Source organism: Pseudooceanicola lipolyticus, from assembly GCF_002786325.1.
In the GTDB taxonomy this organism is placed as follows: domain Bacteria; phylum Pseudomonadota; class Alphaproteobacteria; order Rhodobacterales; family Rhodobacteraceae; genus Pseudooceanicola_C; species Pseudooceanicola_C lipolyticus.
In genome coordinates, this window is the sequence record NZ_PGTB01000097.1 from 1 (window position 1) to 15,515 (window position 15,515).

Annotated in this window: 15 protein-coding genes; 12 read left to right on the top strand and 3 right to left on the bottom strand. The window is 61.3% G+C overall.

Features of this window, described 5'->3' with window-relative positions; translation table 11 throughout:
• Nucleotides 1–731, top strand: a 731-nt coding sequence (locus CVM52_RS17610) for an adenylate/guanylate cyclase domain-containing protein (protein ID WP_133119883.1), incomplete at its 5' end; no start/stop codon positions are given.
• Between the two features lie 200 nt (nucleotides 732–931).
• Nucleotides 932–2,644 carry a bifunctional sulfate adenylyltransferase/adenylylsulfate kinase gene (locus tag CVM52_RS17615; protein ID WP_100163769.1) on the top strand — a complete coding sequence of 571 codons (1,713 nt, stop codon included), beginning with the start codon at nucleotides 932–934 and terminating at the stop codon, nucleotides 2,642–2,644.
• A 90-nt stretch (nucleotides 2,645–2,734) separates the two neighbouring features.
• On the opposite strand, the gene CVM52_RS17620 is transcribed toward CVM52_RS17615, so the two are convergent.
• From CVM52_RS17620 to CVM52_RS17630, 3 genes are all read right to left on the bottom strand, one after another.
• The gene (locus CVM52_RS17620) at nucleotides 2,735–3,868 is read right to left on the bottom strand and encodes an acyl-CoA dehydrogenase family protein (protein ID WP_100163770.1); all 1,134 of its coding nucleotides are present in this window, start codon (nucleotides 3,866–3,868) and stop codon (nucleotides 2,735–2,737) included.
• A 10-nt stretch (nucleotides 3,869–3,878) separates the two neighbouring features.
• Nucleotides 3,879–5,033: an acetyl-CoA C-acyltransferase gene (locus CVM52_RS17625; protein ID WP_100163771.1), complete on the bottom strand. Its 1,155-nt coding sequence runs from the start codon at nucleotides 5,031–5,033 to the stop codon at nucleotides 3,879–3,881.
• 87 nt (nucleotides 5,034–5,120) lie between these two features.
• Nucleotides 5,121–5,882, bottom strand: coding sequence for an SDR family NAD(P)-dependent oxidoreductase (locus CVM52_RS17630; protein ID WP_100163772.1), 762 nt, complete (start codon nucleotides 5,880–5,882; stop codon nucleotides 5,121–5,123).
• A gap of 310 nt (nucleotides 5,883–6,192) precedes the next feature.
• Here CVM52_RS17630 and CVM52_RS17635 point away from each other — a divergent pair, with 310 nt between their 5' ends.
• The 10 genes from CVM52_RS17635 to CVM52_RS26690 all read left to right on the top strand — a co-directional run bounded on the left by CVM52_RS17635 (nucleotide 6,193) and on the right by CVM52_RS26690 (nucleotide 15,441).
• Nucleotides 6,193–6,903, top strand: a complete 711-nt coding sequence (locus CVM52_RS17635) for a TetR family transcriptional regulator (RefSeq protein WP_172721028.1) — start codon at nucleotides 6,193–6,195, stop codon at nucleotides 6,901–6,903.
• An 89-nt stretch (nucleotides 6,904–6,992) separates the two neighbouring features.
• Entirely contained in the window at nucleotides 6,993–8,186 is a 1,194-nt protein-coding gene (locus CVM52_RS17640; protein ID WP_100163780.1) for a PQQ-dependent sugar dehydrogenase, read from the top strand.
• A 223-nt stretch (nucleotides 8,187–8,409) separates the two neighbouring features.
• Nucleotides 8,410–9,300: a hypothetical protein gene (locus CVM52_RS17645; RefSeq protein ID WP_133119884.1), complete on the top strand. Its 891-nt coding sequence runs from the start codon at nucleotides 8,410–8,412 to the stop codon at nucleotides 9,298–9,300.
• Between the two features lie 706 nt (nucleotides 9,301–10,006).
• Nucleotides 10,007–11,227 carry a phage major capsid protein gene (locus tag CVM52_RS17650; protein ID WP_172721029.1) on the top strand — a complete coding sequence of 407 codons (1,221 nt, stop codon included), beginning with the start codon at nucleotides 10,007–10,009 and terminating at the stop codon, nucleotides 11,225–11,227.
• A gap of 409 nt (nucleotides 11,228–11,636) precedes the next feature.
• Nucleotides 11,637–12,449 (top strand): TIGR04255 family protein, encoded by an 813-nt coding sequence (locus CVM52_RS17655; protein WP_172721030.1) that lies wholly within the window; start codon nucleotides 11,637–11,639, stop codon nucleotides 12,447–12,449.
• Nucleotide 12,450: 1 nt separating this feature from the next.
• On the top strand, nucleotides 12,451–13,167 hold the full coding sequence (locus CVM52_RS26670; RefSeq protein ID WP_133119885.1) for a hypothetical protein: 717 nt from the start codon (nucleotides 12,451–12,453) through the stop codon (nucleotides 13,165–13,167).
• 12 nt (nucleotides 13,168–13,179) lie between these two features.
• Nucleotides 13,180–14,037 (top strand): hypothetical protein, encoded by an 858-nt coding sequence (locus CVM52_RS26675; RefSeq protein ID WP_133119886.1) that lies wholly within the window; start codon nucleotides 13,180–13,182, stop codon nucleotides 14,035–14,037.
• A gap of 383 nt (nucleotides 14,038–14,420) precedes the next feature.
• Entirely contained in the window at nucleotides 14,421–14,861 is a 441-nt protein-coding gene (locus tag CVM52_RS26680) for a hypothetical protein (RefSeq protein ID WP_133119887.1), read from the top strand.
• Nucleotides 14,858–15,103: a hypothetical protein gene (locus CVM52_RS26685; protein ID WP_133119888.1), complete on the top strand. Its 246-nt coding sequence runs from the start codon at nucleotides 14,858–14,860 to the stop codon at nucleotides 15,101–15,103. The genes CVM52_RS26680 and CVM52_RS26685 overlap by 4 nt, the downstream gene beginning before the upstream one ends.
• Nucleotides 15,100–15,441, top strand: a complete 342-nt coding sequence (locus CVM52_RS26690) for a hypothetical protein (protein ID WP_133119889.1) — start codon at nucleotides 15,100–15,102, stop codon at nucleotides 15,439–15,441. The genes CVM52_RS26685 and CVM52_RS26690 overlap by 4 nt, the downstream gene beginning before the upstream one ends.
• Nucleotides 15,442–15,515: the final 74 nt, after the last annotated feature.

The following is a 15,515-nucleotide window of genomic DNA, read 5'->3' on the forward strand; positions in this document are numbered from 1 at the left end:
AGCTGCGCAGCCTGCGCGCGGTGGGGGCGGCGCCGGGCACCCGGCTGGCCTGCCGCATCCGACCGACTGGGCCGCTGACCGTGTTCCGCGTGTTCCGCCCCGATGGCAAGCGCAGCCGCGCCCATGCCAGCCAGGGCAAGGAACAGCGGCTGGCGATCCTGTTCCTGGACATCCGCGGCTTTACCGCGCGCACCACCGGGCAATTGCCCTATGACGTGGTGTTCCTGCTGAACCGGTTTTTCGACGCCATCGTGCCGGCAATCAGCGGCACCGGCGGCAGCGTCGACAAATACCTGGGCGACGGGCTGCTGGCGGTGTTCGAAACCGGCAACGAAACCGCCTCGGCCCGCGCCGCGCTGCGGGCGGTGGCGCAGATCGGCGCGGCGCTCGAGCGGTTCAACCGGATGCTGACCGAGGAAGGCGCGCCGCGGTTGCGCATCGGCGTCGGGGTGCATCTGGGCGAGCTGGTGCTGGGCGAAATCGGCGCCGCGGGCCACGCACCGCGCACCATCATCGGCGAGACGGTGAATGCCGCCAGCCGGCTGGAAGCGATGACCAAGGAGGTCGGGGTCGAGGTGCTGATCTCGGACGCGGTGCTGGAGGCAGCGGGAATCGAGACCGCGCCGCTGGACCTGGTCACACTGGATCTGCGCGGGGTGCGGGCGCAGGTGCGGGCGCTGGCGCTGCGTCGGGCCACCGGAATCGACGCGCTGTTGGCGGTGCCGGCCTAGTCGAAATCGGGCCAGAGCGCGCCCAAAACGGGGCGTGACTGCGCCGGCAAGGCGGTTTTCCGCGACAGGTCGCGGCAAAATCACGCTTTGGCCCGAAAAAACACTTCTGCACCTAGACTTTCTGCGCCGGCTGGGTCTATGCGCAGCGCGACCGGGAGCGACCGGCCGCCGTCCGACGTTTGAAAACCGAAAGTGTTCACATGACCATGCTTAGTAACCTGGCTCCGATCCCCGAGCTCTACGTGTCCTTCGAGTCCGCGCAAAAGCTGAAAGTCGAAGCCGCAGATCTCAAAAGCCACGATCTGTTGCCGCGCCAGATCTGCGACCTCGAGCTTTTGATGAATGGCGGCTTCAACCCGCTGAAAGGGTTCCTGAGCGAAGACGATTACAATGGCGTCGTCGAGAATATGCGCCTGGCCGACGGCTCGCTGTGGCCGATCCCGATCACCCTGGATGTATCGGAGAGCTTTGCCGAAGGTATCGAGATCGGCGAGGACATCGCGCTGCGCGACCAGGAAGGCGTGATCCTGGCCACGATGACGGTGACCGACCGCTGGACCCCGGACAAGTCGAAAGAGGCCGAGATGGTTTTCGGCGCCGATGACAGCGCCCACCCGGCGGTCAACTACCTGCATAACACCGCAGGCAAAGTCTATCTGGGCGGCCCGGTGACCGGCATCCAGCAGCCGATGCACTATGATTTCCGCGCCCGCCGCGACACCCCGAACGAGCTGCGCGCCTATTTCCGCAAGCTGGGCTGGCGCCGCGTGGTGGCGTTCCAAACCCGCAACCCGCTGCACCGGGCGCATCAGGAACTGACCTTCCGCGCCGCGCGCGAGGCCCAGGCCAACCTGCTGATCCACCCGGTGGTTGGCATGACCAAGCCCGGCGATGTCGATCATTTCACCCGCGTGCGCTGCTATGAGGCGGTGCTGGACAAATACCCGGCCGCCACCACCACCATGTCGCTGCTGAACCTGGCGATGCGCATGGCCGGCCCGCGCGAGGCGGTCTGGCATGGGCTGATCCGCAAGAACCACGGCTGCACCCATTTCATCGTCGGCCGCGACCATGCCGGCCCCGGCAAGAACAGCCAGGGCGAGGATTTCTATGGCCCCTATGACGCCCAGGAGCTGTTCCGCAAGCACCAGGACGAGATCGGTCTGGAAATGGTCGATTTCAAGCACATGGTCTTTGTGCAGGAACGCGCCCAGTACGAACCCGCCGACGAGGTCGAGGAAGGCGCAACCGTGCTGAACATTTCGGGCACCGAACTGCGCCGCCGTCTGGCCGAGGGGCTGGAGATCCCCGAGTGGTTCTCGTTCCCCGAAGTGGTGAAAGAGCTGCGCCGCACCAAGCCGCCGCGCTCCAAGCAGGGCTTTACCGTGTTCTTCACCGGCTTCTCCGGCTCCGGCAAGTCGACCATCGCCAACGCGCTGATGGTCAAGCTGATGGAAATGGGCGGCCGCCCGGTGACGCTGCTGGATGGCGATATCGTGCGGAAGAACCTGTCTTCTGAACTGGGCTTTTCGAAAGAACATCGCGACCTGAACATCCGCCGCATCGGCTATGTCGCCTCGGAGATCACCAAGAATGGCGGCATCGCCATCTGTGCTCCGATCGCGCCCTATGCCACCACCCGCCGCGCGGTGCGCGAAGAGATCGAATCCTTCGGGGCGTTTATCGAGATCCATGTCGCCACCTCGATCGAGGAGTGCGAACGGCGCGACCGCAAAGGCCTGTACAAGCTGGCCCGCGAAGGCAAGATCAAGGAATTCACCGGCATCTCCGACCCCTATGACGTGCCGGAAAACCCGGAACTGCGGGTCGAGACCGAAGGCACCGACGTGGACAATTGCGCCCACCAGGTGCTGCTCAAGCTGGAACAGATGGGCCTGATCGGCCTGCACTGACCGGCAGCAGAAAATGTTGGAAAGCGGCCCGGAGCGCAGGCTCCGGGCCGTTTTGCTTTTGGCTTGCTTACTCGTGTGGGAGTTTCAGGCTCAGGCCGCCAGCCCGCGCGCGATGACCAGACGCTGTACGTCGCTGGTGCCTTCGTAGATCTGGCAGACCCGCACGTCGCGATAGATGCGTTCCACCGGGAAATCGCGGGTATAGCCATAGCCGCCGAAGGTCTGGATCGCGTCGGAACAGACCCGTTCGGCCATTTCCGAGGCAAACAGCTTGGCCATCGAGGCCGCCTGCAGCGCCGGGGCACCGGCATCGCGAAGGGCGGCAGCGTGCAGCACCAGCTGGCGGGCGGCTTCGACACGCGTCGCCATATCGGCCAGCCGGAACGCCACCGCCTGGTGGTCAATAATCTTGCGGCCCATGCTCTCGCGCTCCTTGGCATAGGCGATAGCGGCCTCCATCGCCGCACGGGCCATGCCGACCGATTGCGAGGCGATGCCGATGCGGCCGCCTTCCAGGTTGGCCAGCGCGATGCGATAGCCCTGCCCCTCGTCGCCCAGCAGGTTCTCTGCCGGGATCTCGCAGCCTTCCAGGGCGATCTGCGCGGTGTCCGACAGGGTCTGGCCCAACTTGTCCTCGATCGAGGCCACGCGATAGCCCGGCGTCTTGGTCGGCACGATAAAGGCGGAAATGCCCTTCTTGCCGGCCTCGGGATCGGTGACGGCGAAGACGATGGCGATATCGCCGTTCTGACCATTGGTGATGAACTGCTTGACCCCGTCCAGCACCCAGCCCGCATTGGTCCGCCGCGCGCGGGTCTTCAGCGCCGAGGCATCCGATCCGGCCTGTGGTTCGGTCAGGCAGAAGGCACCGAGGCTTTCCCCCCGCGCCATCGGGCGCAGGAATTGCTGTTTCTGCTCCTCGGTGCCGAATTTCAGGATCGGCGCGCAGCCCACCGAGTTGTGCACCGACATGATGGTCGAAACCGCGCCGTTGCCCGCCGCGATCTCCTCCAGCGCCAGCGCGTAAGAGACATGGTCGACCGCAGCGCCATCATAGGCCTCGGGCACCAGCATTCCCAACATGCCCAGCGCGCCCAGCTCCTGGATCTCCGCCTTGGGGAACTGCTTGGTCTTGTCCCATTCGGCGGATTTCGGGGCCAGTTTCTCGGCCGCGAAGCGCCGGGCCATCTCCTGGATCATGACCTGGTCGTCGGTCGGAAGCATCGCCGCCTCCTCAGAGCAGTTCCACCGCCACGGCGGTGGCCTCGCCGCCGCCGATACAGAGCGCGGCAACGCCCTTTCTTGCGCCGCGTGCCTGCATCGCCGCGACCAGCGTCACCACGATGCGGGCGCCCGAACAGCCGATCGGGTGGCCCAGCGCGCAGGCGCCGCCGTTCACATTGACCTTCTCCGGGTCAAGGTTGAGGTCGCGGATCGCCGCCATGGCCACCACCGCGAAGGCCTCGTTGATCTCGTACAGGTCGACCTCGTCGCTGGTCCAGCCGACGCGCTCCAACACCTTGCGGATCGCCGGGATCGGCGCGGTGGTGAACAGCGCCGGCGCCTGGGCATGGCCGGCATGGGCGCGGATCACCGCCACCGGGTTCAGCCCCATGGTTTCGGCCAGATCCGCGCGGGTCAGCACCAGCGCCGCGGCGCCATCCGAGATCGACGAGGAATTCGCCGCCGTCACCGTGCCGCCCTCGCGGAAGGCCGGTTTCAGCGTCGGGATCTTCTCCGGCTTGGCACGGCCGGGCTGTTCGTCGGTCTCGACCGCGCCCACCGCCGCGATTTCGCCCTTGAACGCGCCCGAGGTGATCGCCGATTTGGCGCGGTCCAGCGATTGCAGCGCATATTCATCCTGCGCCGCGCGGGTGAACTGATAGGCCTCGGCGCAATCCTCGGCAAAGGTGCCCATGGCGCGGCCCTTGTCATAGGCGTCTTCCAGCCCGTCGAGGAACATGTGATCGACCACCCGGCCATGTCCGGCGCGATAGCCCGAACGCGCCTTCTCCAGCAGGTAGGGGGCGCCCGACATGCTTTCCATGCCGCCGGCCACGATCACATCGGCATAGCCCAGCGACAGCGTGTCATGCGCGTTCATCAGCGCCTGCATCCCCGAGCCGCAGACCTTGCCCACGGTCTGGCAGCGCACATCCAACGGCAGGTCCGCGCCCAGCGCCGCCTGCCGTGCCGGAGCCTGGCCCAGACCGGCGGGCAGCACGTTGCCCACGATCACCTGATCGACCTTGTCCTTGCCCACACCGGCGCGCTCCAGCGCCGCGCCGATGGCGGCTGCGCCCAGTTCGGGCGCGGGAACGCGCGACAGCGCCCCCATAAATCCCCCCATGGGGGTGCGGGCCATGCCCGCGATCACGATAGGCTGCATGTTCCGTCCTTTCCGTTCAGAACGCGGGTATCCGGCCCGCGATATCGACCGCCCGCAGTGACCTGCCCCTGCCTTCGCAGGAACGGGTCATTTCGGCGCCATTCGAATAGCGCCATCCAGGCGGATGGTTTCACCGTTCAGCATGATATTCTCGACAATCGCGCCAACCATATGGGCAAATTCCGTCGGGTCGCCCAGGCGCGGCGGAAACGGCACCTGCCGGCCGAGGCTGTCCTGCGCCTCTTGCGGCAGGCTGGCCATCAGCGGCGTCAGGAACAGCCCCGGCGCGATGGTCATCACGCGGATGCCATAGCGGGCCAGTTCCCGCGCGATCGGCAGCGTCATCCCGACGATGCCGCCCTTCGAGGCGGCATAGGCCGCCTGGCCGATCTGCCCGTCGAAGGCCGCAACCGAGGCGGTGTTGATCACCACACCGCGTTCTTCGCCCAGCGGATCGGCGGTATGCAGCGCGGCGGCGAATTTCGACAGCACGTTGAAGCTGCCGAACAGGTTCACGTTGACCACCGAGGTGAAATCCTTCAGCGGGATCGCATTGCCGTCGCGGTCGATCACCTTTTTCGGCGGCCCGATACCGGCGCAGTTCACCAGGATGCGGGCCTTGCCGTGCAGCCCCTCGGCCTCGGCAATCGCGGCCTCGACCTCGCTTTCATCGGTGACGTTGACCTTGATGAAACTGCCGCCAACCGCCTTGGCCTTGGCCTCGCCCAGCTCGGCATTCAGGTCGAAAATGGCAACCTTTGCTCCGGCCTTGGCCAACAGGTCCACCGTGGCGCCCCCCAGCCCCGAGGCACCGCCGGTGACAATGGCCGCTTGTCCGTCAATCTTCATGTTCGTCTTCCCTTGCCAAATCCCCAAGCCGGGGGAGCGCCGGGCCGGTCAATCGACCCCGCCGGCAGACCGCATCGGTCACCGCCGGGCGCCATTCATCCGAGAGATGGCCGGCCTGGATGCAGGTTCTGCGATCCACCTCCACCGGTCCCTTGTGATCCGCTTTCCGTATGTCCCCCTCAACGGCATCGCATCCCTCCCGGTACGTGCCTGATCACCGCAGATCCTACCCATGAGATTGCAGTTTTTCAAGCGGTGTATTATTTTATTGCTTTGCCCCTTGCGCAGTTTGGCAGAGTGGAACCCGAAGATGGCCGGACCGGACCAGGACCAGCTCAGGAAAGGTGAACGGACGCGGCGGCGTTTGAAGAAGACCGCACTGCGCCTGTTTGCACAGCGGGGGCTGGAAAACGTATCGATCCGCGATATCCAGGCGGCCGCCGGTCAGAAGAACAACGGCTCGATCACCTATTACTTTGCCTCGCGCGACGCGCTGATCCGCGAGATCGTCGCCGATGTGGCCGCGGTGCTGGACCAGGACAACAATCGCCGGCTCGACGCGCTCGAGGCCCGCGGCGGCCCGACCAGCGTGCGCGAGGTGGCGGAAATCCTGCTGCCGATCGTGCGGCGCGGCGAGAAAGACGAGCAGAACGACCTGGACCAGCTGCTGTTCTTCACATCGGTGATGATCTCCCGTCGTGACCTGTTGTTCGAGGCCACCGCCGATGCCGACCGCGCCACGCGCAGGTGTTTCCACCACATCCTGCGCTTGGCGCCGGAGATGCCGAAAGAGATCATCAATCAGCGGCTGCATCTGATGCTGCTGTTTGCGCTTTCGGCCGGGGCATCGATGGAATCGGGCAAGGACGGGCGGCGCAACCTGTCCTCGCTGTGGGACCGTGCCTCGGCCGAACACAACCTGGCCGACATCATGGCCGGCATGATCACCGCCCCGGTTTCCGCCAAAACCCTGGCGGCCGCCGGCGCCCCAGCGAGCGATCAGCCGGATCGCGGCGACTGACCGGCGGCCGGCCGCGGACCAGGCATCAGAACATGCCGGGTTGATGTCCTGTGAAATCGCCCCAGTTCAACCGGGGAAAGGACGTTCTGATGATCGCACCCGGAATATGCGCCGCATTGCTCCTGACGGTCTGGGCCGCCTCCCCCGCCCGCGCGCAGGATTTCAACGCCGCCGCGCCGAACGCGGCCGGCCAGACCCCCGCCTTCGCAAACCAGACCCGCGCGCCGGTGCTGTCCGACGGCGTGCAGTTGAACCGTGAGGTGATCGTCGACGGGCTGGAACACCCCTGGGGGATGGACCAGCTGCCCGACGGCAGCTGGCTGGTCACCGAGCGCCCCGGGCGGATGCGGCGGATTTCGCCCGAAGGCAGCATGTCGGACCCGATCGCGGGCCTGCCCCGGGTGGATGCCCGCGGCCAGGGCGGCTTGCTGGACGTGCTGGTCGGCGATGATTTCTCCCAGACCCGCCGGGTTTGGTGGAGCTATGCCGAACCGCGCGGCAATGGTGAAACCGGCACCGCCGTGGCCACCGGGCTGCTGTCGGAGGATGGTAGCACCCTCTCTGCGGTCGAGGTGATCTTTCAGCAGCAGCCGTCCTGGCCCTCGACCCTGCATTACGGCGCGCGCCTGGTCTTCGGCCCGCGTGGCGCGCTGTTTGTCACCACCGGCGAACGCTCGCGGCCCCGCCCCCGGCAACTGGCGCAGGATGTCTCGACCCATCTGGGCAAGGTGCTGCGCATTGACCCGAGGGGCGGCGCGGCCGACGGCAACCCCGAGATCGCCGGCGGCTTGCCCGAGATCTGGTCCTATGGCCACCGCAACATCCAGTCGGCCGCCTTGGGACCGCGCGGCGCGCTGTGGACCGTGGAACACGGGCCGCGCGGCGGTGACGAGCTGAACCGCCCGCAACCCGGCCTGAACTATGGCTGGCCCATCATCACCTATGGCGAGGGCTATAACGGCCGCCCCATCGGCGCCGGTCTCACCGCGCGCGACGGGATGGAACAGCCGATCTATTACTGGGATCCGGTGATCGCCCCCAGCGGCATGGCATTTTATTCCGGCGCCATGTTTCCCGGCTGGGAGGGCAGCATCCTGATCGGAGGACTGGCCGGCCAGGCGCTGGTCCGGCTCGAACTGGAGGGCACCCGCGTCCGCGGCGAGGCGCGCTATCTGCAAGGCGAAGGCCGGGTGCGCGATGTCGACATCGCCCGCGACGGCGCGGTGATGATCCTGACCGATGCCAGCAACGGGCAGCTGCTGCGCCTGACCCCGGCCCGCTAACGCAACGTCTTGGCTTGCCGTCTTCGGGGGAAATTGGTGCCCGGGGGCGGAATCGAACCACCGACACGAGGATTTTCAATCAGCCCGTTATTCTTTTAAAACAATCAGTTAAAAGGAAATCTCCCGTCAAACCCTTCACGGGAGATCAATGGCTTACAGGCAATGTGTCAAACTCCTTTCTGCTGGGAGATCGCTTGCGCCGCGCACTTCGCGAGTGTGCATCATGAGACATCAAGGTAGCAGACGAAGCCGCCAATATGCTGCTATTCCGAACGATGCGATGCGCGACCAAACGCTATCGATCGACGCGCGCGGGATGCTGGCCCTCCTGATGACCTACGCCGATGACTGGGTATTTCATCGTGATCACCTAATGACGATCGCAAAGGTCGGTCGCGATAGGTTTCAGAAGATCATGCGCGAGCTAATCGAGGCAGGATATGTCCGCCGGATCGCGACGCGAGGCCAGGGAGGCAAGGTCGCGGGTTCGACCTGGCTGATCAATGATGCTCCGGAAACCAACGCCCCGGTTAGCAGCAATGTTGCGCCAACGACCGACCAAGATAGGCAGACCGACCGACAACCTGAATTCCCGGCTCTCGGTTCCACCGACAGCCTGAAAAACCGACCGCCGGAAAAACCGACCGCCGGTTTTTCAGGTCCCTTAAGAAGACCAACAGATAAGAAAACCAAAAGGAAAGAAAAAACGCGCACGCGCGAACTCGACTTTGAGCGCTTCTGGCAGGCCCATCCGAGGCCGAGAAACCGAGAGCGCACGCACGAACTCTTCGAAGCTGAGAAAAACAAGGGCATCTCTGCTGAAAGGCTGATCCAAGCGGCCGATCGGTATCGCGCGAAGAACCGAACTCAGTCTCGGCAATACCTTGTCCATTCGGATATCTGGCTTGAGCAGCAGCGGTGGCGGGGAAGCGACACGCAAAGTGGGTCACTGTCCGAAAAGCCTTCAAACGCCAGCCCTGCCGAATTTTGGGCTGAGAAAGTGATTACAGGCGCCTATGTTCCACAATCTGCGATCAGCGCAGGATTGGCGCGCGAGATGATCGATCGAGGGCTTGTCACAGCCAGTGATCTGCGAAGGGCTGGGCTAGCCTAATGATTGGTTTAAGCGCCTCAGGGCTGCGCTGTGCCTTCGCCGCCCGATGGCTTATCAGCGGCACGGAGGGGGGTGGTCAAAAGTTCAGAAGTCACCAAGCCCGCAACCGGCGGACAATCGCACGCGCAGATTTTTTTCTCGGAGCGAGCGTTTTTTCAGGCGCACGATATTTCAGCCTACAGGACAGGCAACCGAAATCTATATTTAATTGTTTTATATCAGTGATTTACGAGATACTTGTTGGCACTCAGAAGCTCGATTTCGCCATCGCAGGGCGATTTTTCTCCTGGTGGCAGCTATTTCTGAGCCGGATCGCCAACTTCCGGTCATGCGCTCAAATCGAGACCTTTGCGTCTCGCCAACGGCCCGCCGTGGCATGTGCTGAAATGGCCCTCCACCGCGACGAAAACAACTTGATCAAGAATCAGCAAGCGTGCATCCTATTCGTGTCAGTTGATCGTGATAATTCCGCTCAACTGAACCTGCCGCGGGGAGCACGCACGACGCTGTTTCTTTCGGCAAGGCCCGGCTCAGCCGAACCTGTCCAGGTGTACGCACGACGCTGCTCCTGTCTGGTTTCGGACCAGAGGCCGAAGCGAAACGCATGTCTGGCGCTGCGTCGAAGATTCCCAAAGCTTTCTCTGGCGGTCTCCGCCTTCACACGCATCGCGGGTTTATCGCTCGCGAAATTCGAAAGGGACGTAGAATGTCTTTCATGAAACAAAGGGGCATCGTGGCCGTTCACGCCCAAGGCTCCCAAGAGCCGGTGGCCATCCTTCGGGAGCTTACCCAAGCTTTCGGCGACTTTCGGAACCGCAGCAACGCACAGGTTCAGGAACTTACGAACAATGTCGACGACATCAACCGCCGTGTCGCAGCGTTGAAGATCGGTGCAGGCGGCACAATGAGTGAACCTGAATCCGGGGCCCGTGAAGTTGGATCCGCCCTCAGAAGCTTCATTCGAAACGGCGATGAGGGGCCGATGGCCTCATTGATCCAGGCACCACAGGCTGGCATGAGCACCGACAGCGACCCGGATGGGGGCTACGCGGTCTATCCCGTCCTGGGCTCGAACATGAACCGTCGAGTTCATGAAATTTCGCCCATGCGCCAACTTGCGCGGATCGTCGCGGTATCCTCCGATACCTACGAAGAGCTGAACGATCTGGACGAAGTTGGGGCCGGATGGGTCAATGAACGCGAATCCCGGCCGGACACAACAACTCCAAAATTCGGCAAGCTCTCAGTGCCCGTTCACGAGGTCTATGCTATGCCGAAAGTGACTCAAAAACTGCTCGATGACGCGGTGCTTGATATCGCCAGTTGGGTCGTCGAGAAATGCGCTGAGCGTTTCGCCAGAAAAGAAGGGTCGGCGTTCATCAACGGCGATGGTGTTAGCTCGCCGCGTGGTCTTTTGACCTATAGCACAGCAGCTGAGGACGACGAGACCCGTGATTGGGGCGTCATCGAACATGTGCCTACTGGCGTCTCCGCAGGGTGGAAAACGCCGAGCTCCTCTGTCAGCCCCGCTGATTGCCTAATCGATGTCACCTACACTCTGAAGGCAATGTATCGGCAGAAGGCGTCCTGGTTGATGAATCGGAAGACGGCCAGTGTCGTTCGCAAGTTCAAGGATGCCGATGGCGCATTTATCTGGTCAACAAGCCTCGTGGAGGGACAACCTGACCGCCTGTTGGGCTTCCCGGTCGTCTTGGACGAGGAAATGCCGGATATCGATGCCGGCAGCTTGTCCATCGCCTTTGGCGACTTTCATGCCGCTTACGTGATCGTCGATCGACACGGCCTGCGCCTGCTGCGCGATCCCTTCACCGACAAGCCGAACGTGCGTTTTTATACCTACAAAAGAGTTGGCGGCGGCCTCGCGAACTCCGAGGCGGTGAAACTGGTCCGGTTTAGCAGCTCGTAGCGAAATGTTGGCGGCGGCATAGCTCATGATCGCCGTCAATTGGGTTGGCCGCACCCCTGGCTTCTCTTTGCCGTAAGCGACCCCGTCACTCGTGAGTGGGCAAACCGCGAGCATGTGCGGCAGGGTGAGCGCCCTGCGTGGCGCAAGGAGAGCCGGGGGCGTCGTCCCGGCTCTCCGATACTTCAATGATTGCGGGCGCGTACCGGCGTCAAACCCTATTTTCGCCGCCGCACGTCGGGCGCCTATAGTTTTTTGAAAGCAAAGTGTTGGATTGCAACACCAACGCTTCAAGAGTGCGCACTCTGCCATCGAGCTGCGCGTTGAGAAAATTTCAATCGATTTGCGTTGATAATCGTTGCTTCACACTCCACTTCATATGATATACTCCGCTCAAAAAGGGGCGAATAACATGGCTGATCGTTGCGACGACCCTCTCTTCGGGGAGGTTCCTGAACGCGTGCCCTTGAGCAACGCGCCGCTGGTGCGTGTGCTCGGGCAAGTGAAGTTCCCAAGAATCGCCAAAATTTCTGAAGAAACCTACATTGCAGATTTTCAAGAGGCGATCCGGGGCGAATACCCGCACTTTCAACACGATATGATCCAAGGCTTGGATATTGTTCTAGTAGGAAATGAACTGAAGCCACGCCAGCTCACAACATTTGTTTGGCGGTTCTTTGATGCGAGTCGAGCGCTGCGTGTCTCCTTGGGGCCGGATGCGATCACTTTGGAAACTGGCAAGTATGAGTCCAGGAACGACTTCTTGGCTCGATTCGAATTCATCTTAGAAAAGCTCTTTGAGACTATCCGCCCATCACTGGTGGAAAGAGTAGGGTTCAGATATGTTGACCGACTGCAAGCCTCGGATGACCTCGAGACGCTGCCCGAGCTGGTCCACCCAGAGCTCCTGAATGTGCTGCAATCTGGGCTCGTTCAACACATCGATATTTCGATGACTGAGATCACAGGCACGACCAAAGAAGGGAAGATTATTGCTAGGTATGGCCTGGCGCCACCTCAGTACAGCCACGATCCAGAGATGGCCCCGCCTGTTTCCGAGAAAAGCTGGGTTCTCGATGTCGATTCGTACAGTACAAATTGCGCTGGCCAAAGCTTCGACACCCAAATGCTGTGCTCCGAACTCGACAATGTTGCAGCGCGCGCATATGCTTTCTTTCGTTGGAGTGTGACCGAAAAATTCTTGGAACGTTTTGGAGCCAAGTAACATGTTTATTGAACGACTTCCTGCAGGGGCAGTCGCTGCTGCGATTCTTATTGCTCCGGGCTTTCATGGGTCAAGTCGGCTGGACATAGCGGACGAAACCACCTCAGCAGTATCAGCACCTTTCACGCGTGCACCGAGCATCAAAATGCTCGGCGGGGATATTCAAGCATTCGCACTTCGACAGGAATATCTGGACGGCAGCACCGCTCAAAGCACCCGAGTATCTGTTCATTTACTGCACGACGATCAAACTCCGGCTGCAATGGTTCATGAAATCCGCCGTATTTCAGGGCTGACGTGGGCCCAGATCGCCGCAGTTTTTGGCGTGTCCGCACGAGCCCCGTATCATTGGGCGTCCGGAAATGCGGTTTCGGCCGAACACCACGAACGCCTGGGTCAAGTGGTAACCACCCTTAGATACATCGACAGAGGATCGGCGGAACAGAACTGCAATTTGCTATTGGACAGCGCGCGCATAGGGCAAACCTATCTGGACCTGTTGCGTGGCGGAGACTACGAACTTGTTCGAGAACTCGCTGGACGAGGCAAGGGCCGCCCATCTTTTGGGTCCGGACTGACGGAAGACGCAAAGAAATTCAATGCGCCGAGTCACTGGGGGAAAGACATCGAGTTGGCGAGCGGATCGGATGAAACAGAAATCTTGCCGCTCAATCCGCCGAAGGTGAGGCGAGCGAAAGCGCGCCGTAAGAAGGCATAGAGGAAGTGCCCGTTGCCAAAAGAGACATCGGAGAGCGAAGAAGAAATTCTGGTTCGCCTTGCTGAATGGCAGCAAGGCGATTTCTCTCTTGATTGTGGTGACTTCCTATTTCGCGATCTTTCGGCACCACTAGATGATGGTGAAGACGATGGGGGGGCGGTGTTTGATTCCGAAGTGGTTGGTTTCGCGGTAATATCCCAAACTTGCGAGGTAGTACGTGAACCAGATCGCGTTCCGAATGTATCTGTTTGCCCATTGGTTGCCGTCGATGCGAAGCGCATCAAAGAAATCGAGCGCGGCCAAGCGCCTCGATATGGATTTCTATCGGGGTCACCTGATGGAGTAGTTGTAGATTTCACTCGTACGATGAGCGTATCCAAGAAGCTTCTCGCCACTTGGAACAAGCGACGAGGTTGTCAGAACGAGAGACAGCAGCTCGAGTTTGCTCGAGCGCTCGAAATCTATTTTGGCAGGTTTGCCTTCCCACAAGAATTTGTCGATTCAGTTACTTCGCTGCGTAAAGCTATCCTTTTGAAATACTCGAAAGGCGAATCTGAGCTGGGGAAAGCCGTTCGCTCGATACGCGAGCTGCGTGTTGTTCCACACGCAAGTTGGTCAGATACGACATCTGTACCCATCAAGTTCATCGCGGTGCTAGAAGATGTCGACGCGCGCGAGTTAGCTGATCGCGATGAGATTCAGAAGCTGCTTTGGCCTAAGATCAATGCGATCGAATGGCACAGCCCGTTTTCGCTTCATGAAGACGGGCTTCACCTTGCCACCTTGGCTGATCTGACCGCAGCAGAGTACCTAAATTCGTACCCTCTGGATGTCAATTCTCTGTCTTTTGCCCGGCGGTACAACGCTTAGCCGACTTCGAAGTGCACTCCGGTCACGAATTTCGAGTGTGCGACACCCCTATATAGGAGGTGCTACTTGGCTCAAATTGTTTCGAGCATTCCAATCGCACCACCTTGACCCAGAGGAGTCGCCGGCGCAGAATGTCCGTGGGCTTAAGAACCCGGACTGTGATAGCCGCAACACCTGACCAAGGTTTTCCGCGTTGGCGCGCGGAGCGGCGAAATTGCGACGGCGCTTGGCGGTGCCGCGCTCCGATAGCTTATGTCGGGGTGACGGCGGAACACAAGACGCGCAAGCGGAATACGTCGTGCCTGTCTCACAGCAGGTTCTTAACACCCCGGCGCCAGCCCGCCGCTGGCACGGCCTTAAGAAGTCGAACTGTGAGACTAACCATGAACAACCCAATGACCCGCCGGGCCGCCCTCTGCGCTGCTCCGGCCATCCTGACGCCTATCGCAACACTCGTAAGCGCCGCAACGGAACCCGACGACCCGGTGCTCCCCCACTATCGCGCCTGGCTCGCTGCGCGCGCCGATTGGTTGCGAGCTGCTGAGTTGCCCGGGAACGGAAATCTAGAACATCCAGACAGCCGCGAGGCAGAACTTCGGGAACAACAAGCACTCGAACTCATGATTGAGACACCTCCAACATCTTTGGCCGGTATCGCAGCATTGGTTTTTATCTTCTGGGACTGGGAGGGCCCGAGTTCACTTAATGCCGCCCGGTTCGAAGAAGAGTGTCAGCTTCTACCCAACAAACTCCTGCTCGCTATATGGAAAGCCACGTCAGGCCAGAACGGAGCGCCAGAAAGATTGACAGGAGGTGCAGCATGAGTTCGGCCACTTCCACGCCGGTTCTGCGTTCGGCCGACAATCATTTACGGCAGGCTAGAGTCGAGCTTCAACGAGCACGTATCATTCTTAAGTTGGTTTACTTGGCAGGGCGCGGGGCAGCTTGTGGCCCTGATAGCCATACTTTTACCTCCATCGCTGACGAGCTCCTGCTTTACTTGTCCCGCGTAGAGGTGATTTTGCAGGATCTGGATGCTGCCATCCAATTGGAGGGCAGCGAATGAAACGGCGAACATTTCTGGCAGGCTCCGCCGTCTCGGTACTGCCAGGTGCGGCGGCAAAAGCGAGCGAACGATCCCGCATACTCCAGCCCTTCCATCAGCATCAGCATCTCCTCAAGGCCGCCGATTGCGCTGGACGTTTGGGAATGACCGATATCGAACTGGACGCCCGTTTCTTTGATCCAGCCGACGAAATTGAAGCGGAGATGATGGCCCTACCATGCACTTGTGCGGCTGATTTCGCTGCAAAGGCCATCGTGGACACAGTGCGCGGCGGTGTTTTTTCGGATTGGGAGACCGGCTCTTTGTGGGTGGAAGCACGAGCGCTGACAGGGCCGTGACCTGCCCCCCGCGAAATCCCTCATCATGATGTAGAGTCTGCCCAACCTTGAAGGAGCAGACGAATGCGAAAGAG